Here is a 17,382-nt window from a genome sequence, read left to right as displayed (position 1 = left end):
CGAGCACAACAGTGGCCAATGGGTTGCCCGTTGGCCACTGTCGGTCGCGCCGGCTCCGCGCCGGTCGTCGCCGTCCTCCCACCGCTACGCCGGGAGCAGGTGGAAGTGGCGGGTGAACCAGTCGCGGGCCAGCGTGGACACCTTCTCCAGGGCGCCCCGCTCCTCGAAGAGGTGCGTCGCGCCGGGGACGATTTCGAGCTTGTTCTCGCAGGTCAGCGCGGACTGTGCCTGACGGTTGAGATCCAGTACCAGGGTGTCGGCGCCGCCGACGATCAGCAGCGTCGGGGCCTCCACGGAGGAGAGCAGCGAGCGGCCCGCGAGGTCGGGCCGGCCGCCGCGGGAGACCACGGCGGCGATGCCCGCGTCGGGGTAGGCGGCGGCCCGCAGGGCGGCCGCGGCGCCGGTGCTCGCGCCGAAGTAGCCGATCGGGACGGACTCCCGGGCCCGCAGCCAGCGGGTGGCGTCGGCCAGGCGCCGGGCCAGCGTGTCGATGTCGAAGACGTTGGCCCGGTCGGCCTCCTCGGCCGGGGTGAGCAGGTCGAAGAGGAGGGTGCCCAGGCCCGCGCGGTTCAGCGCGGTGGCCACCGCGCGGTTGCGCGGGCTGTGCCGGCTGCTACCGGAGCCGTGCGCGAACATCACGACCGGTCCGCCCGGTACCGGCAGGGTGAGGTCCCCGGTCAGCACGACCGGCCCGGCCTCGACCCGCACCTCCTCCCAGTCACCGGCGCGGTGTGCTGTCCTGGCCCGCCTGCCGCCCGTCGCACCGGCCAGGGGCGCGGTGCCGGCGGCGGCCTGGGCGAGCAGGGAGACCACCTCGTCGTCCGACGTCTGGGAGAAGTCCTGGTACCACTCGCCGACCGCGGAGAACGCATAGGGGGTGGACAGGCAGACGAACTCGTCGGCGGCGGTGCGCAGGCGCTCGGCGGCGTCCGGCGGGGCCACCGGCACCGCCAGCACGACCCGGGCCGCACCCTGGGCGCGGACCACCTGGCAGGCGGCCGCCGCCGTCGCCCCGGTCGCGATGCCGTCGTCGATCACGATCACGGTCCGGCCGTCGAGCGCACGCCGCGGCCGGCCGGCCCGGAACCGCTCGGCCTGGCGCGCCAGTTCCGCCTCCTCGGTGCGCTGCACCGCCTCGACGTCCTCGGGGCCGACCCGGCCCCGGCTGATGATGTCCTGGCTCAGTACGCGCACGCCGCCCTCGCCGATCGCGCCGAACCCCAGCTCCCGCTGGTACGGGACGCCGAGCTTGCGGACCACGATCACATCGAGGGGGGCGTCGAGGGCCTGGGCGACCTGATAGGCCACCGGGACTCCGCCCCGCGGCAGACCCAGGACGACGGGATTTTCCTTCGCCACATGGCGCAGCGCCTCGGCCAGTCGCCGTCCGGCGTCCGCGCGGTCAGTGAAGAGCACAGTGTGCACCCCCTACCCAGGGGAGACGAAAGCCACGTCCACACCTGACTCCGGCATAACTCCACCCGCGGTCATTCCGCAAGTCGGGACGGCGCGGGCGGGGCGGCCGGGTCCGCGGTCAGCAGGGCCGCGATCTTGGGTGCCGACCACCGAGGGTGTACCCCCGGGCACGTGGCGAGATACGCCGCGGTCCGGTGCGGGGGCCAGCCGTGCGCGGCGCCGATGCCCGCCGCGATATGGCGCAGATAGGCGGCGGCGGGCGGGTTGGGCGGGACCTCGGTGCTGCGCCAGGGGGCGGTGAAGGTCAGCACCGGGTGGCCGTCGAGGAGACCGGCGCAGACCAGCGTCTCGTAGCGGCCGGGGCCCAGCCGGTCGCGCCCGCGGGCCAGCACCCGCGTCAGGTCCAGGTCCCGGTCCGGCTCCCGGTACATCTCCTGCGCCGCGATGTCGGAGAACTGAGAAACCGTCAGGAGATAGGCGTGGGCGGGGAGTTCGCCTTCCGCCTCGGGGTCGTAGAAGGCCCGGCCGCCGGTCCACACCGCGGACTCGGTGGCGAAGTGCAGCCGCCCGCGCAGCAGTACCGGCGCGCTGCGCCGCGGCCGACGGGGATCGCGGCATCCCGGGACATCCCGCCGCCCGCCCGGCGGACGGCCCCCGGCGAGGTAGCAGTCGAGCCGTTCCGGGTGGGTGTTGGAGCCGTACGCGGCGTACCAGACGTGGGTGACGGGGCCCGGGCGGGAGGTGCTCCCGGCGGCGTCGAAGGGTTCCGGGACACGGGGCGCGGTCACCTCCTCACGGTAGCGCCCCGGCGGTCCGGTCGGCGCGGCTGCTCGGGCCGGGTGCTCGGGTGCGGGTTCGAGGGCCGGTCCGTTGCGGGAGCGGTGGCGGCGCCGCGGGGGCACGATGACCGTATGTTGCTCGCCGCTCTCGCCCGGGTGTCGGCGGAGGTCGCCGCCACCTCGGCCCGGTCGCGGAAGACCGCGCTGCTGGCCGGGCTGTTCTCGGCCGCGGACCCGGTGGACGCGCCGCTGGTCATCCCCTACCTGGCCGGGCGGCTGCCCCAGGGCCGGATCGGCGTCGGCTGGAGCGCGCTGCGCGACCCGCCGCCGCCCGCCGACCGGCCCACCCTCACCGTCCGCGACGTGGACGCCGCGCTGACCGCGCTGGCCGGGGTCGCCGGCCCCGGCGCCCAGGACGAGCGGCGGCGGCTGGTCGGCGGCCTGCTCGCCGCCGCCACCGACCAGGAGCAGCGGTTCCTGCACGGGCTGCTGACCGGCGAGGTCCGGCAGGGCGCGCTGGACGCGCTCGCCCTCGAAGGGCTCGCCGCCGCCACCGGCGCGCCCCCGGACGCGGTGCGGCGCGCCGTGATGCTCGCCGGCTCACTGCCCGACGTGGCCCGGACCCTGCTCTCCGACGGCCCGCCGGCGCTGGCCGGATTCCGGCTCACCGTCGGCCGGCCGGTCGGGCCGATGCTTGCGCGGACCGCCGCGTCCGTGGCCGAGGCGATCGACCGGCTCGGCCGCTGCGCGGTGGAGGAGAAGCTCGACGGCATCCGGGTGCAGGTGCACCGGGACGGCCCGCACGTCCGGATCCACACCCGCACCCTGGACGAGGTCACCGACCGGCTGCCCGAGGTCACCGCCCTGGTCCGGGAACTGCCCGCCGAGCGCCTCGTCCTCGACGGCGAGGTGATCGCGCTGGGCGCGGACGGGCGCCCGGTGCCGTTCCAGCGGGTCGCCGGCCGGTTCGGCTCCCGGGCGGACGTCGCAGCGGCCCGCGCCGCCCTCCCGCTGACCCCGGTCTTCTTCGACCTCCTCGCGCTCGGCGACCGCGCGCTGCTGGACCTCCCCGGCGACCGCCGGCACGCCGAACTCGCCGCCCTGGTACCGGAGTCGACCCGGGTGCGGCGCTGCGTCGTCGAGGACCCGGACGACCCCGGCGCGCGCGCCGCCGCCGCGGACTTCTTCGACCGCACCCTGCGCCGCGGCCACGAGGGCGTCGTGGTCAAGGCCCTCGACGCGCCCTACAGCGCCGGCCGCCGGGGCGCCGCCTGGCTGAAGGTGAAGCCCGTGCACACCCTGGACCTGGTGGTCCTGGCGGCGGAGTGGGGCCACGGCCGCCGCACCGGCAAGCTCTCCAACCTGCACCTCGGGGCGCGGGCCGCAGGCGGCGGCTTCGTCATGCTCGGCAAGACCTTCAAGGGGCTCACCGACGCCACCCTCGGCTGGCAGACCGAGCGGCTCGGGCAGCTGGCGGTGGCGGACGACGGCCATGTGGTGACGGTCCGTCCGGAACTCGTCGTGGAGATCGCCTACGACGGGCTCCAGACCTCGCCCCGCTACCCGGCCGGCGTCACCCTGCGGTTCGCCCGTGTGGTGCGCTACCGCGAGGACAAGACGGCCGCTGAGGCCGACACCCTCGACACCGTGCTCGCCGCGCACAGGTGACGCGTCGGGAGCGGAGAACGGGACGAAGGGAGCGCCAGAGAGGATGGCCGGGAAACGGAGCGCCGGACTGCTGCTGCACCGCAGCGGCGCCGACGGCGGCACCGAGGTGCTGCTGGCGCACATGGGCGGCCCGCTGTGGGCGCGCCGGGACGCCGGCGCCTGGTCGGTGCCCAAGGGCGAGTACGCACCGCCGGAGGAGCCGCTGGCCGCGGCCCGCCGGGAGTTCGCCGAGGAGCTGGGCATGCCGCCGCCGGACGGGCGGTACGTACCCCTGGGGGACGTCCGCCAGTCCGGCGGCAAGGTGGTGACCGTCTGGGCCGTCGCGGGCGACCTCGACCCGGACCGGATCGAGCCGGGCACCTTCGAGCTGGAGTGGCCGCGCGGCTCGGGGGTGATCCGCAGCTTCCCGGAGATCGACCGGGTGGCGTGGTGCACCCCGCAGCAGGCGCGCGCCCGGCTGGTCACGGCCCAGCGGGAATTCCTGGACCGGCTGGCGGAGGCGCTCGCCGCCGGGCGCGCCGACGCCGGCTGACCGCCCGCACCACCCGGGCGGGCGGCCCGGTCCCGGTCACTTCACCGCGCCCAGCGACAGGCCCTGCACCAGCTTGTCCTGGGCGGCGAAACCGGCGACCAGCACCGGCAGCGACACCACGGTGGCCGCCGCGCACACCTTTGCCAGGAACAGCCCCTGGCTGGTCACCAGCCCGGTCAGGAACACCGGGGAGGTGCCGGCCACGATGCCGGTCAGCACCCGCGCGAACAGCAGCTCGTTCCAGCTGAAGATGAAGGAGATCAGCGCGGTCGCGGCGATGCCCGGCAGGGCGACCGGCGCCACGATCCGCACCAGCGTGGTGGGCAGCCCCGCCCCGTCGATCGAGGCGGCCTCCAGGATCTCCACCGGCACCTCGGCCAGGAAGGACCGCATCATCCACACCGCGATCGGCAGGTTCATCGAGGTGTAGAGGATGACCAGCAGCCAGATGTCGTCCAGCATCCGGGTGTTCTGGGCGACCAGGTAGATCGGCAGCAGTCCCGCCACCAGCGGCAGCATCTTCGTGGAGAGGAAGAAGAACAGCACATCGCGCCACGTGCGCACCGGCCGGAGGGACAGCGCGTACGCTGCCGGCACCGCCAGCACCAGCACCAGCAGCGTCGAGGCCACCGACGCGGTCAGGGAGTTGAGCAGCGGCGGCCAGGGGCTCACGCCGGCGCCGCCGACGCCGAAGAACTCCCGGTAGCCGTGCAGGGTGAGCGGCGCGGCCAGGCTCGGCGGATTGGTCGCGGCGTCCGTCTCGCGGTGGAAGGAGGTGAGCACCATCCATGCCACCGGCAGGAAGAAGGCGATCCCGCACAGCCAGGCCGTCAGACCCAGCGCCGCCCCGCGCACCCGCCGTCCGCCCCTGCGGTCTCCTCGCGTCATCGGGTGATCTCCTCGCGCAGCAGGGACGACACGGTGCGCAGGGCGAAGTTCGCCACCAGCAGGGAGCAGAGCACCACCACGACGCCCTGCGCGGACGCCCGGCCGTAGTCGTGGGCCTGGTAGAAGGTCTGGTAGATGGTGTACGGCAGGTTGGCGGTGCCCAACCCGCCGGAGGTGAGGGTGAACACCGCGTCGAAGTTCTGCACGATGTACACCGTCCCCAGCAGCGCCGCCAGTTCGAGGTAGCGCCGCAGGTGCGGCAGGGTCAGGTGGCGGAAGATGTCGAAGGCGGTGGCCCCGTCCATCCGGGCCGCCTCCACCGCGTCCGCCGGCCGGCTCTGCAACCCCGCCAGCAGGATCAGCATCATGAACGGCGTCCACTGCCAGATCAGCGACAGCTCCACGGACAGCAGCGGGGAGTCGGTCATCCAGTCCGGCTGCGGCGGGTCGCCGGCGCCGAACAGCTGCCACAGCCACGTCAGCGCCCCGTTGAACAGCCCGTACGAGGCGTTGTAGAGCGCGTGCTTCCACAGCAGCGCGGCGGCCACCGGCACCACGAGGAACGGGGTGATCAGCAGGGTGCGGACGATGCCCCGGCCGCGGAAGCTCCGGTCCAGCAGCAGTGCCAGCCCCAGCCCCAGCCCCAGGCTGACCAGCACCACCGACGCCGTCAGCAGCACCGTCGTGCCCACCGACGACCGCAGCGCCGGATCGGTGACCACCGCCCGGTAGTTGTCGAGGGCGGCGAACCCGCGGTGGTCGGGGGCCAGTGCGTTCCAGCGCATGAACGAGATCACCACCGTTGCCACGAACGGGAGTTGGGTGACCACGATCAGGAAGACCAGGGCGGGCAGCAGCGGGGCGCGCCGGGCCCAGCCCTTGGCCCGCTCAGCGACGGGTGTACGCATCGGACACCTCCCGCGCCAGTCGCTGGCCCGCCCGCAGCGCGTCGTCCACGCTCTGCTTGCCGGCGATCGCCGAGCTGATCTCCTGCGACACCTTGGTCCCCAGGTCCGAGAACTCCGGTATGCCCACGAACTGGATCCCGGGCGCCGGCCGCGGCTGCACCCCCGGGTCGTCCGGCCGCGCCGAGGTGATCGCCCGCTCGGTCGCCCCCGCGAACGCCCCGGCCTCCTTGAGGTAGTCGGGGTCGCGGTAGGTAGAGGCCCGCTTCCCGGCCGGCGCCCGGGACCAGCCCAGTTCCCGGCCCGCCAGCCGCTCGTAGGACTTCCCGGACGCCCAGCGGACGAACTCCCAGGCGGCCTTCTGGTGCGTGCTGGCCTTCTGGATGCCCCAGGCCCAGGTGTAGAGCCAGCCCGCGCCGGCGGTCCGCTCGACCGGTGCCGGGGCGTACCCGATCCGGCCGGCGACCGGGGAGTCGGCGCTCTCCAGCGACCCGGCGCCGGCGGTCGCGTCGTACCACATCGCGACCTTGCCCTGCTGCATGTCGTTGAGGCACTCGGTGTACCCGGCCTGCGGCGCGCCGGGCTCGCCGTGCGCGCGGACCAGCCCGACGTAGAACCGGGTCGCCCGGGCGAACTCCGGGGCGTCCAGCCGCGCCCGCCAGTCCTTGTCGAACCAGGTCCCGCCGAAGGTGTTGACCACGGTCGTCAGCGGCGCCGTCAGCTGGCCCCAGCCGGGCTGGCCGCGCAGGCAGATGCCCTTCTGGCCCTTGCGGAAGCCGTCCAACGTGGCGGCCATGGCGGCCACCTGGGTCCAGGTCGGCCGGGCGGGCATGGTCAGCCCGGCCGCCTTGAGCAGGTCCTTGCGGTACATCAGGAACGACGACTCGCCGTAGAACGGTTCCGCGTAGACCTCGCCGTCGGCCGCGGTGAGCGAGGACCGCACCGGCGCGAGAATGTCCTTCTGGTCGAACTCGCGGTCCTTGTCGGCCAGTTGCCCCAGCGGGGTGAGCCAGCCGTTGCGGGCGTAGATGGGCGTCTCGTAGTTGCTGAGGCTGGCCACGTCGTACTGGCCGGCCTGGCTGGAGAAGTCCTGGCTCATCTTGTCGCGGAGGTCGTCCTCCGGCAGCACGGTGAAGTGGACCCGGATGCCGGTCTCCTTGGTGAAGTGCTCGGCGGTGAGCCGTTGGAGGTCCACCATCTGCGGGTTGTTCACCATCAGCACGTTGAGGGTGTGCAGCCCGTCGTGGCCGGTGTCACCGGCGCCGCGGTAGCAGCCGGTGACCGCCAGGGAGAGGGCGGCCGCGAGGGCGGCCAGCCGGCTCGCCCGGCGGCCCGCGCCGCCGACAGCTCCGGGGGATCGTGCGCGCACGGCTCCTGCCTTTCCAGGTGATTCGGCCCGAGGGGGACGGGCATGGGCATGCCGGACGGGCCGCCGGCCCGGCCGACGGCGGTGAGGGTGAGGGGGAGGTCAGACCCGGAGCACCTGCGGCCCCAGGAGCGAGTACCGGTGTGCTTCCGGCGCGGAGAGCCCCGTGTCGGTGACGATCACGTCCACCTCGTCGATGCCGGCGAACCGGCAGAAGCTGCTGGCCCCGAACTTGCTGTGCACCCCGACCAGCACCCGCCGCCGCGAGGAGCGCACCGCCTGCGCCTTCACGTCGGCGACCGCGGGATCGGGGGTGGTCAACCCGTACTCCCGGGAGATCCCGTTGGCCCCCAGGAACGCCAGGTCGACCACGAAGCCGGCGAGCATGTCCCGGCACCACGGTCCGACCGTCGCCTGGGTCCCGGCCCGCACCCGCCCGCCGGCCAGCAGGACGGTCGTCGAGTCGGACGCCGAGACCAGCGACGCGGTGCGCAGCGACGCGGTCAGCACGGTCAGCGGCCGGTCCGTCGGCAGCAGCATCGCGACCAGCTCGGGCGTGTACCCCTCGTCGACGAAGACCGTCTCCGCCTCGCCGACCAACTGCACCGCGGCCGCCGCGATCCGCCGCTTCTCGGGCACCTGCTGGGTCTCCCGCCGCGCCAAGGTGGTCTCGTACCCGGCGCTCTCGACCGGGTACGCCGCGCCGTGCGTCCGCCGCACCAGCCCCCGGCGCTCCAGGTCCCGCAGATCGCGCCGCACGGTCTCGCGGGCCACCCCGAACTCCGCGGCCGCCTCGGCGACCTCGATGCGTCCGGACTGGCGGGCGAGCACGAGGAGGCGGCTCTGGCGTTCCTCGGCCCTCATGGCTCTCTCCCCACTCCGGGCGGGATGTGCCCGCCCGCTTCCGACCGCCGTCTTCCGTTCGGCCACGTTCCGTGTGGATCGCTTTCCGTTCGGTCACGGCGGTGCCCGCTTCTGCCCGCAGCCAGGTTTATAGCAACAGTTGGACTGCCCGCTGAGGTCCGCAACGGAACCAAACCCGCCCGTTTCTGACCGCCTCCAAGCGCCATTCTTCGGGCCCGTGCCCCGTGAAACGGCCCGTTTCGCCCCGTCTGCGTGCCCGCGGGCGCTGCCCCGGCCCGCCCGCGCACGCCGGTGGGACGCCGGTGGTGCGGTGCACAGGGGCGCTTAGGCTGGACGCCATGAGCTCGGAGATGCGGTCGTTGGCGGTCACCGCACTCGTCCAGGAGGACGAGTGCGCGGTGCTGCGGGTCAGCGGGGAGCTGGACCTCCGCACCGAGCAGGCGTTCCTCGCCGAGGCCCGGTCCATCGTCTCGGCCGGCCACCGCTTCCTCGTGCTCGATCTGACCGCCCTGCGGTTCTGCGACTCCCGGGGCCTGAGCTGCCTGCTCGCCCTGGAATGGCTCTGCCGCCGCCTGGAGGGCCGGCTGCTGCTGGCGTCCCTGGGCGTGCGGATGCTCAAGCTGCTGGTGGGCACGCAGTCCCTCGGGGTCTTCTCCTGCTACCCGACGGTCGGCCACGCCCTGGCCGCGGTCCCCGACAGCAGCCGCCCGACCTGGCCGCCGCCCGCGGCGGACTGACCGCGACCCGGAGCCACTGCGCCATGTGGGGGGAGCACTCACGCCTGCGAGCGAAGCGCCGCCGCCGGGCCGTGCTGACCCCTGCGTGTGACGTTCCCGCCCCCCGGCACCGGACCGCCGCCCGGCACCGTCCGCGGGGCCGTGCCCGCCGCCCGTTCCGTCTCTGACTCCGCGCCCGCCCGCAGCGCCGCGATCAGCGCCGCGACCGAGGGCCGGTCCCAGGCCGCCGTCCCCACCGCCACCACGACGTGCCGCTCGACGGTCTCCCGCAGCGGCACCACCGCGATCCCCTCCGACCGCAGCCGCAGCATCAGCCCGGTCAGCGGCGCCACCCCCAGCCCCGCCCCGACCATCGCCAGCGACGTCGCGGTGTCCGTCACCTCGTGGACCACCCGCGGCTCGCAGCCGGCCCGGCGGCAGGCCGTCCGGATCGCCCGCCCGTAGTACGAGCCGGCCGCCGGCAGGATCCAGTCGTATGCCCCGGCCTCCGCCAGCGCCAGCGGCGCCCGGCCCGCCCCCGCCGTCCCGGCCGGCACCGCCAACGAGAACCGCTCCGTCCGCAGCCGCACCAGCTCCACCGCGCCGTCCCGGGCCAGCGGCGCGTCCGGATAGTCCAGGCCGAGCGCCAGATCCACCCGCCCGGCCAGCACCTCCACGTACGCCTGGTCCACGTCCACCTCGCGGCTGGCCACCCGCACCGCGGGATGCCGGGCCGCCAGCCGGCGCAGGGCCGGCGGCAGCAGTACCGCGGCCGCGGTCCCGAAGACCCCCAGCCGCAGGTGCCCGCCCACCTCCCCGCGGGCCCGCTCCAGGGCCGCCACCGCCTCCGCCTGCGCGCCCAGGATCCGCTCGGCGTGCTCGGCCAGCGTCCGCCCGGCGTCCGTCAGCTCCACCCGGCGCCCGACCCGCCGGACCAGCTCGCTGCCGGTGCTCCGCTCCAGCGCGGCGATGTGCTGGGAGACCGCGCCCGGCGTGTACCCCAGCGCCGCGGCCGCCGCGGTCATCGTGCGGCTCCGGGTCAGCTCCAGCAGCGTCCGCAGCTGCACCCCCGGCAATTCCACGGCGGGACCCTACCCAGCGGCCACCGGCGCCACCCGCGCCCCGCCGGGCCCTGATCCACCGGACGGGCCCCAAACCCCCGGGGCCCCACACCTCCTCATAGATCACTTCCAACGACTCTGCATGGACGGCCGACCACCGGCCGGTCACCATCGAAGGGCACCGGCCCCGCTGCTGTGCCGGCGACCGGAGCACCCACGCGACCGCGCGACCGCGCGACGACGGGAAGGCGGCCCGGATGGCCCACCCCACGGCTTCGACTCCCTCGGACCCCGACCCGCACTCCGCCCCGCTCCCCGCCTCCGCCGACGTCGTGATCATCGGCGGTGGGGTGATCGGCGCGAGCATCGCCTTCCACCTGGCCGAGGCCGGCGCCGGCCGGGTGCTGCTGCTGGAGCGCGACCTGCCCGCCTCCGGCTCGTCCGGCAAACCCCTCGGCGGGGTCCGCGCGCAGTTCTCCGACCCGCTCAACATCCGGCTCGGCGTGCGCAGCCTGGCCGCCTGGCGGGACTTCGCCCGCCGCCCCGGCACCGACATCGGCCTGGACTCCGTCGGCTATCTCTTCCTCCTCGGCGACGAGGCCGAACGGGACACCTTCGCCCGGGGCGTCGAGATCCAGAACTCCCACGGCGTGCCCAGCCGCCTCCTCACCCCCCGCGCCGCCCACGACCTCTGCCCCTACGTCGACCCCGGCACCCTGGTCGCCGCCGCCTACTCGCCCACCGACGGCTACGCCACCCCCAAGGCCGCCGTCGCCGGCTACCTCCGCGCGGCCCGCCGGCTCGGCGCCACCGTCCGCACCCGCTGCCCGGTCACCGCCATCGACACCGCCGACGGTCACCTGACGGCCGTCCGCACCCCGCACGGCACCGTCCGCACCCCCACCGTGATCTGCTGCGCCGGCGCCTGGTCCGCCGAGGTCGGCGCCCTGGCCGGGGTCACCCTGCCGGTCACCCCGCTGCGCCGCCAGATCGCCTTCACCGGGCCGCTGAGCCCCCGCCCGCCCCGCATCCCCTTCACCCTCGACTACGCCTCCACCCTCTACTTCCACAACGACGGCGCCGACGGACTGCTGGTCGGCCTCTCCGACCCCGCCCAACAGCCGGGATACGCACGGGAGTTCAGCCGCGAATGGCTCACCCCGTTCCGTGCCGCCGCGGCCCGCCGGGCCCCGGCACTGGCCGACCTGCCGGTCACCGGCGGCTGGGCCGGCCTCTACGAGATGACCCCCGACCGCAACGCCCTCATCGGCGAGGCCCCGCGCCCCGGCCGCTTCCTCTACGCCACCGGCTTCTCCGGCCACGGCTTCCTCCAGGCCCCCGCCGTCGGCGAGATCGTCCGTGACCTCTACCTGCGCCGCGAACCCTTCCTCGACGTCGGACCGCTCGCCGCCACCCGCTTCGACGGCCGGCCCGCCACCCGCCCCGAAGCCCACGTCATCTAGGTCGGTCCGACCACGAACCACCGGGCAGGCCCGCACCCCGCCGGACCCGGGAAAGGAGACCCCATGGCCCTGATCCCCACCTGGCGGCTGCGCGCCGCGTTCGCCCGCCGGCTCTCCGACATGTACGGCACCGAAGTCCCCGCCTACACCACCCTCCTGGAGGTCGCCGGGCAGATCAACGACGAGGTCGCCGGCCGCGACCCGGACGCCGGCCGGCTCGGCAGCATCGACCGGGTCACCGCCGAGCGGCACGGCGCCATCCGCGTCGGCACCCCCGCCGAACTCCGCCAGGCCGCCCAGGTCTTCGCCGCACTCGGCATGCGCCCGGTCGGTTTCTACGACCTCCGGGACGGCGACATCGGCGCGGTCCCCGTCGTCTCCACCGCCTTCCGCCCCATCGACCCCGACGAACTCGACCGCAACCCCTTCCGCGTCTTCACCTCCCTCCTCACCACCGGCGACCGCCGCTTCTTCGACCCGGACCTGGAAGCCCGCCTGGACGCCTTCCTCGCCCGCCGCCGGCTCTTCCCGCCCGAACTCCTGGACCTCGCCGAGCGCGCGGAACGCGACCACGGCCTGGACGAACCCGCGGCGGAACGCTTCCTCGCCCTCGCCGTCGGCGCGTTCACCCTCTCCACCGAGCCCGTCGACCGCGCCTGGTACGCCGAACTGGAACGGATCTCCGCGGTCGCCGCCGACATCGGCGGGGTCACCACCACCCACGTCAACCACCTCACCCCGCGCGTCCTGGACATCGACGCCCTCTACCGGCGGATGGGGGAGCGCGGCATCACCATGATCGACCGCATCCAGGGACCCCCGCGCTGGGCCGGCCCCGACGTGCTGCTGCGCCAGACCTCCTTCCGGGCCCTGGCCGAACCCCGGACCTTCCGCGACCCCGACGGCCGGCTCACCCGCGGCGCCCTGCGCGTGCGCTTCGGCGAGGTCGAGGCCCGCGGCATCGCCCTCACCCCCGGCGGCCGGGCCCGCTACGACGCCCTTATGGCCGAGACCGACCGCCGGACCGCCGACCGGCCCGGCGCCGACCGGCAGGCCACCGCCCGCGCCCTGTGGGAGCGCGACTTCCCCCGCACCGAGACCCGACTCGCCGCCGAGCGGCTGGCGTTCTTCACCTACCACCCGGTGACCGACCGCCCCCGCGACGGCCGCCGCCCGCCCGCCGTCCTCGCCGACCTGCTCGCCGACGGCTGGCTGACCGCCCACCCCCTCGTCTACGAGGACTTCCTGCCCCGCTCCGCCGCCGGCATCTTCCACTCCAACCTCACCGGCGACGGCACCCGCGACCCGCGCCGCGACGGCACCCCCTTCGACGCCCACCGCCTCTCCGCGGCCCTGGACCGCCCGGTCCTCGACCCGTTCGCGCTCTACGCCGCACAGCAGGACCGCTCCCTGCGCCGGGCCCTGTCCGCCCTGCGCGCCGACGCCGCCCTCCGCACCCTGGACGCCCCGACCACCGCCACCACCCCCACCACGCCCTAGCGGCCTTCGCAGTCAAGGGAGTTATCGATGACCGTCAGCGCGCACCCCGCCACCCTCGGCCTCCCCGGCACCGACGCCCTGCGGGCCCGCGCCAGCACCGCGCTGCGCCACTGCGGCGCCGCCGGACTCGACGCGTACCCGGAGCGGGACCCCGGAACCGGCGCCACGGTCGCCGCCCGCACCCCGCTCACCGGCGCCGTCCTCGCCCATCTGCCCGCCACCACCCCCGAACAGGCCGAGGCCGCCCTCGCCGACGCCCACCGCACCTTCCTTGCCTGGCGCACCGTCCCCGCCCCGGTCCGCGGTGCCCTGGTCAAGCGGCTCGGCGAACTCCTCACCGCCCACCAGGAGGACCTGGCCGACCTCGTCACCCTCGAAGCCGGCAAGATCCGCTCCGAGGCGCTCGGCGAGGTCCGGGAGATGATCGACATCTGCGACTTCGCGGTCGGCCTCTCCCGCCAGCTCTACGGCCGGACCATCGCCGGCGAACGCCCCGGCCACCGCCTCTCCGAGAGCTGGCACCCGCTCGGCGTCGCCGGAGTGATCTCCGCCTTCAACTTCCCGGTCGCCGTGTGGTCCTGGAACACCGCCATCGCCCTGGTCTGCGGCGACCCGGTGGTCTGGAAGCCGTCCGAGCTGACCCCGCTCACCGCGCTCGCCTGCACCGCCCTGCTCGCCCGCGCCGCCGCCGACACCGGCGCCCCGCCCGGCGTCCACCACCTGCTGCTCGGCGGACCGGAGCACGGTGAACTGCTCGCCGACGACCCCCGGGTGGCCCTGGTCAGCGCCACCGGCTCGGTGCGGATGGGACGGCAGGTGGCACCCCGGGTCGCCGCCCGCTTCGGCCGCTGCCTGCTGGAGCTCGGCGGCAACAACGCCGCCGTCGTCACCCCCTCCGCCGACCTCGACCTCACCGTCCGCGGCGTGGTCTTCGCCGCCGCCGGCACCGCGGGCCAGCGCTGCACCACCCTGCGCCGGCTGATTGTCCACGAGGACCTCGCCGACCGCCTCGTCGAGCGCATCGCCCACGCCTACGCGCAGCTGCCGATCGGCGACCCCTACCACCCGGACACCCTCGTCGGACCGCTGATCGGCACCGCCGCGCACACCGCGATGACCGAGGCGCTGACCGAGGCGCGCCGCGCCGGCGGCACCGTGCTCGTCGGCGGCGACCGCCACTTCGCCGACGAGGCCCCGGACGCCGCCTACGTCCGCCCCGCCCTCGTCCGGATGCCCGCCCAGACCGGGATCGTCGCCACCGAGACCTTCGCGCCGATCCTCTACGTCCTGACCTACCGCACCCTCGACGAGGCCATCGCCCTGCAGAACGGCGTACCGCAGGGCCTGTCCTCCAGCATCTTCACCCGCGACCAGCGGGAGGCCGAGCGGTTCCTGGCCGCCGACGGCTCCGACTGCGGCATCGCCAACGTCAACATCGGCACCTCGGGGGCGGAGATCGGCGGCGCCTTCGGTGGCGAGAAGGAGACCGGCGGCGGCCGGGAGTCCGGCTCCGACGCCTGGCGCGCCTACATGCGCCGGGCCACCAACACCGTCAACTACTCCGCCGACCTCCCGCTCGCCCAAGGCGTCAACTTCCTCTGAGCGTGCGGCCGTCGACGTCAGTGGAGGGCCCGCCCCAGGTCCTCCACCAGCGTCGGCGACGGCCGGGGGATGGCCCCGAAGTCCTCGTCGTCCCCCTCCACCACCAGCCGGTTGATCACGTTCTCCAGCGCGGTCGGCAGGGTCGGCGCCAGCCCGCTGTGCCACTGGACGAGGAGGTTGTGCCGGGCCTCGTCCGGCAGCAGCTGCTTCTCGTCGAACGCCGCCACCGCCCGGGGCTCCTCGTCGGGCGCGTGCGCGGCCTGCTCGCGCCAGTAGGAAGCGTCGCGGAACTCGCCGTCCCCGCGGTGTGCCAGATACAGGCAGTACGCGGCGGTCCGGCTGCCGGCCCCGGCGCCGAACAGCCACCAGAAGCGCGCCGCCGCGGACCGCCCGGTGATGTGCAGCAGGCAGCCGAAGACCAGCGCCCCCTCCGGATCGATGTGGTGGTCGTTCACCAGCCGCTCCAGGCTCGCCGCGGCCGCCGCCGCGTTCACCACCAGCGCGCAGGCCAGCTGGAGCTCGTGGACGGCCTCGTCCCGCGCGGTGGGATACCCGCTGGGGGCCGCCCGCCCCGGTCCCGGCGGCGGCACCACCGCGGGCGGCAGCTCCGCGCCCCGCCCCGCCGCCGCGGGCGCCAGACAGCCCAGCCCGTCGAGCGCCCCCGCGTCGTCCAGTGCGCTGAAGTCGGCCAGCCCGTCGATCCCGGCCACCGCCGCCGCGGCGCTGAGCAGAGACTCGACGGTCTCCCGCCGCCCGCCCGGGTACCGGTGCGCTCTCGTCATCTTCCGTTCCCCCATGTTCGACTCCCGCTGCACTGTCCGGCCGTTCCCGGGCCGGCTATCCCTGATCGATGCCGAGCGCGGCGGCCAGCTTCCGCTTGCCCCGGCTCGCGTACGAGCGCACGGTGACCTCGTCCACCCCCAGCAGCGCGGCGATCTGCGCGTCGCCGTAGCCGATGACGTGCCGGAGCACGATCACGTCGCACTGCCGCTCCGGCAGCCGCGAGATCGCCGCATAGAGCCCCAACTGGCTCTCCAACATCGCGAATTGCTGCTGGCACTCGCGCAGCAGGGCGTGGGTGACGACGGCGAAGGCGGCGGTCTCGGTGAGCGCGGTCGGCTGCCGACGGTCGTAGAGCCACTCCGTGACCCGCTCCTTGAGCACCGCCCAGGCGTACGCCTCGACCGACGCCTGCCGCAGCGCGTGCGGCCACACCCGGCCGAGTTGTTCGTACGCGGCCCGGGTCACCTCGTGTGCCGCGTCCTCGCTGCCGGTGTGCAGATAGGCGTAGGCCAGCCACTTGCGGGCGTGGGTCGCCAGGAACGCCTGGAAGGTGAGCGCCAGCCGCCGACCCGATTCCTGCGGGGCGACTATCTCCGGCAGGACGGCACGGTCCGGCCGTCTGGCCGGCAGAAGTCGGTTCCGGTCTGTGCTCACGCGCCGTCCTCGTTCCGTTTGCCGTGCACCGGCGCGGCGCCACCGAGGACGGCGGCCGCGCCGGGAGGACGGTTTGCCCTCACCTTCCAATCAACAGGAAACCAAGCCGATTTGTGGCACCCGACGACAAATATTCCTGCGCTCCGTATTCATATGACTACTCGTGACCGAGAACGACCAGATCCCGCGCGCCGCCGCCCACCCGCGACCACCGGGCCCGGCGCAGACGGCAGGTGCCCGCGCCCGGGTGGTGCCCCGGCGCATGAACGCCCACCCACCGGGCAGTGCTCTCCCCGTCGGACGCCGCTCGCGCGGGCGGTGCCCGGCCGGCGACCCATCCGACGGCGGGGAGGCAGCGCGCGATGACCGAGCACGAGCCCGTGGTGGACCTGCAGTTGGACCGGGCGCACTCGGCCCGCATCTACGACTACATGCTGGGCGGCAAGACCAACTTCCTGGCCGACCGGATGGCCGCCGGCAGCGTCCTGGGCGTCTTCCCCGCAGCCCTGGTGGCCGCCCGGATCAACCGCGAGTTCATGCACCGGGCCACCCGGCACCTCGCCGGCGCCGGCCTGCGCCAGTTCCTGGACATCGGCACCGGCATCCCCACCCCGCCCAACCTCCACGAGATCGCCCAGCGCACCGCCCCCGACGCCCGCATCGTCTACACCGACAACGACCCCATCGTCCTCGCCCATGCCGCGGCCCTGCTCCGCGGCACCCCCCAGGGCCGCACCGCCTACGTGCCCGCCGACGTCACCGAGCCCGCCGGCATCCTGAGCGCCCCGCAGCTCCTCGACACGCTCGACCTGACCCGGCCGGTCGCCCTGAGCCTCAACGCCCTGATGCACTTCGTCACCGACGACGGCCGGGACCGCGCGCACACCGTCGTGGAAACCCTCAAGGCCGCCCTCCCCAGCGGCAGCACGCTGGCGATGACCCACGCCACCGCGGACTACAGCCCCGACACCATGAACCGGATCCTCGGGATCTACCGCGAGGCGGGCACCGCGCTCCAGTTCCGCACCCGCGCCGAGTTCCTCCGCTTCTTCGACGGCTGGGAACTCCTCGACCCCGGCGTCACCCTCTCCCACCAGTGGCGCCCCGACTGCCCCGAGGACGCCACCCACGTCACCGACGCCGAGGCCGCCTGCTACGCCGCGGTCGCCCGCAAACCCTGAGCGC

General features: G+C 74.8%; 16 protein-coding genes. 7 read left to right on the top strand and 9 right to left on the bottom strand.

Features of this window, described 5'->3' with window-relative positions; all coding sequences use genetic code 11:
• Window positions 1-84: 84 nt before the first annotated feature.
• On the bottom strand, window positions 85-1,416 hold the full coding sequence (locus JNO44_RS09625) for a phosphoribosyltransferase (RefSeq protein ID WP_205363015.1): 1,332 nt from the start codon (window positions 1,414-1,416) through the stop codon (window positions 85-87).
• A gap of 71 nt (window positions 1,417-1,487) precedes the next feature.
• Entirely contained in the window at window positions 1,488-2,204 is a 717-nt protein-coding gene (locus JNO44_RS09620) for a histone deacetylase (RefSeq protein ID WP_205363014.1), read from the bottom strand.
• Window positions 2,205-2,327: 123 nt separating this feature from the next.
• Here JNO44_RS09620 and JNO44_RS09615 point away from each other — a divergent pair, with 123 nt between their 5' ends.
• Window positions 2,328-3,863, top strand: coding sequence for an ATP-dependent DNA ligase (locus JNO44_RS09615; RefSeq protein WP_205363013.1), 1,536 nt, complete (start codon window positions 2,328-2,330; stop codon window positions 3,861-3,863).
• 43 nt (window positions 3,864-3,906) lie between these two features.
• On the top strand, window positions 3,907-4,395 hold the full coding sequence (locus tag JNO44_RS09610) for an NUDIX hydrolase (RefSeq protein WP_073447327.1): 489 nt from the start codon (window positions 3,907-3,909) through the stop codon (window positions 4,393-4,395).
• 36 nt (window positions 4,396-4,431) lie between these two features.
• Here JNO44_RS09610 and JNO44_RS09605 read toward each other — a convergent pair whose 3' ends face one another.
• The 4 genes from JNO44_RS09605 to JNO44_RS09590 form a co-directional block, all read right to left on the bottom strand.
• Window positions 4,432-5,283, bottom strand: coding sequence for a carbohydrate ABC transporter permease (locus tag JNO44_RS09605; RefSeq protein ID WP_205363009.1), 852 nt, complete (start codon window positions 5,281-5,283; stop codon window positions 4,432-4,434).
• On the bottom strand, window positions 5,280-6,191 hold the full coding sequence (locus JNO44_RS09600; RefSeq protein ID WP_205363007.1) for a carbohydrate ABC transporter permease: 912 nt from the start codon (window positions 6,189-6,191) through the stop codon (window positions 5,280-5,282). Before JNO44_RS09600 ends, JNO44_RS09605 begins: the two co-directional genes overlap by 4 nt.
• The gene (locus JNO44_RS09595) at window positions 6,172-7,557 is read right to left on the bottom strand and encodes an ABC transporter substrate-binding protein (protein ID WP_240167498.1); all 1,386 of its coding nucleotides are present in this window, start codon (window positions 7,555-7,557) and stop codon (window positions 6,172-6,174) included. The genes JNO44_RS09600 and JNO44_RS09595 overlap by 20 nt, the downstream gene beginning before the upstream one ends.
• Window positions 7,558-7,656: 99 nt before the next feature.
• Window positions 7,657-8,418 (bottom strand): DeoR/GlpR family DNA-binding transcription regulator, encoded by a 762-nt coding sequence (locus JNO44_RS09590; RefSeq protein ID WP_205363006.1) that lies wholly within the window; start codon window positions 8,416-8,418, stop codon window positions 7,657-7,659.
• Window positions 8,419-8,756: 338 nt separating this feature from the next.
• On the opposite strand from JNO44_RS09590, the gene JNO44_RS09585 reads away from it, so the two are divergent.
• Window positions 8,757-9,155 carry an STAS domain-containing protein gene (locus JNO44_RS09585; RefSeq protein WP_235092786.1) on the top strand — a complete coding sequence of 133 codons (399 nt, stop codon included), beginning with the start codon at window positions 8,757-8,759 and terminating at the stop codon, window positions 9,153-9,155.
• Window positions 9,156-9,193: 38 nt separating this feature from the next.
• On the opposite strand, the gene JNO44_RS09580 is transcribed toward JNO44_RS09585, so the two are convergent.
• Window positions 9,194-10,216, bottom strand: a complete 1,023-nt coding sequence (locus tag JNO44_RS09580) for a LysR family transcriptional regulator (protein ID WP_240167497.1) — start codon at window positions 10,214-10,216, stop codon at window positions 9,194-9,196.
• A 236-nt stretch (window positions 10,217-10,452) separates the two neighbouring features.
• Between JNO44_RS09580 and JNO44_RS09575 the strand changes: the two genes are divergently transcribed.
• The 3 genes from JNO44_RS09575 (at window position 10,453) to amaB (ending at window position 14,760) form a co-directional block, all read left to right on the top strand.
• Window positions 10,453-11,658: an NAD(P)/FAD-dependent oxidoreductase gene (locus tag JNO44_RS09575; protein WP_205363005.1), complete on the top strand. Its 1,206-nt coding sequence runs from the start codon at window positions 10,453-10,455 to the stop codon at window positions 11,656-11,658.
• A gap of 69 nt (window positions 11,659-11,727) precedes the next feature.
• Window positions 11,728-13,158 carry a 2-oxoadipate dioxygenase/decarboxylase gene (hglS, locus tag JNO44_RS09570; protein ID WP_205369581.1) on the top strand — a complete coding sequence of 477 codons (1,431 nt, stop codon included), beginning with the start codon at window positions 11,728-11,730 and terminating at the stop codon, window positions 13,156-13,158.
• A 27-nt stretch (window positions 13,159-13,185) separates the two neighbouring features.
• Entirely contained in the window at window positions 13,186-14,760 is a 1,575-nt protein-coding gene (gene amaB, locus JNO44_RS09565) for an L-piperidine-6-carboxylate dehydrogenase (protein WP_205363004.1), read from the top strand.
• A gap of 17 nt (window positions 14,761-14,777) precedes the next feature.
• Here the strand turns inward: amaB and JNO44_RS09560 are convergent, their stop codons facing one another.
• Together JNO44_RS09560 and JNO44_RS09555 are read right to left on the bottom strand one after the other, a co-directional pair.
• A complete protein-coding gene (locus JNO44_RS09560) occupies window positions 14,778-15,542 on the bottom strand; it encodes a hypothetical protein (RefSeq protein WP_235092782.1) in 765 nt (254 codons plus the stop codon).
• A gap of 55 nt (window positions 15,543-15,597) precedes the next feature.
• Complete coding sequence (locus JNO44_RS09555) at window positions 15,598-16,197, bottom strand: RNA polymerase sigma factor (protein ID WP_235092781.1); 600 nt, start codon at window positions 16,195-16,197, stop codon at window positions 15,598-15,600.
• Between the two features lie 362 nt (window positions 16,198-16,559).
• Between JNO44_RS09555 and JNO44_RS09550 the strand changes: the two genes are divergently transcribed.
• Window positions 16,560-17,378 (top strand): SAM-dependent methyltransferase, encoded by an 819-nt coding sequence (locus tag JNO44_RS09550; RefSeq protein WP_073447335.1) that lies wholly within the window; start codon window positions 16,560-16,562, stop codon window positions 17,376-17,378.
• The last annotated feature ends 4 nt before the right edge of the window (window positions 17,379-17,382 follow it).

Source organism: Streptomyces noursei, assembly GCF_016917755.1.
GTDB lineage: Bacteria > Actinomycetota > Actinomycetes > Streptomycetales > Streptomycetaceae > Streptomyces > Streptomyces yunnanensis.
This window is presented reverse-complemented; position numbering and strand designations above follow the sequence as displayed.

Coding starts and splice junctions, on each gene's coding strand:
- JNO44_RS09615 (WP_205363013.1), top strand. CDS start 2,328: ATGTTGCTCGCCGCTCTCGCCCGGGTGTCGGCGGAGGTCGCCGCCACC.
- JNO44_RS09610 (WP_073447327.1), top strand. CDS start 3,907: ATGGCCGGGAAACGGAGCGCCGGACTGCTGCTGCACCGCAGCGGCGCC.
- JNO44_RS09605 (WP_205363009.1), bottom strand. CDS start 5,283: ATGACGCGAGGAGACCGCAGGGGCGGACGGCGGGTGCGCGGGGCGGCG.
- JNO44_RS09600 (WP_205363007.1), bottom strand. CDS start 6,191: ATGCGTACACCCGTCGCTGAGCGGGCCAAGGGCTGGGCCCGGCGCGCC.
- JNO44_RS09590 (WP_205363006.1), bottom strand. CDS start 8,418: ATGAGGGCCGAGGAACGCCAGAGCCGCCTCCTCGTGCTCGCCCGCCAG.
- JNO44_RS09585 (WP_235092786.1), top strand. CDS start 8,757: ATGAGCTCGGAGATGCGGTCGTTGGCGGTCACCGCACTCGTCCAGGAG.
- JNO44_RS09575 (WP_205363005.1), top strand. CDS start 10,453: ATGGCCCACCCCACGGCTTCGACTCCCTCGGACCCCGACCCGCACTCC.
- amaB (WP_205363004.1), top strand. CDS start 13,186: ATGACCGTCAGCGCGCACCCCGCCACCCTCGGCCTCCCCGGCACCGAC.
- JNO44_RS09560 (WP_235092782.1), bottom strand. CDS start 15,542: ATGACGAGAGCGCACCGGTACCCGGGCGGGCGGCGGGAGACCGTCGAG.
- JNO44_RS09550 (WP_073447335.1), top strand. CDS start 16,560: ATGACCGAGCACGAGCCCGTGGTGGACCTGCAGTTGGACCGGGCGCAC.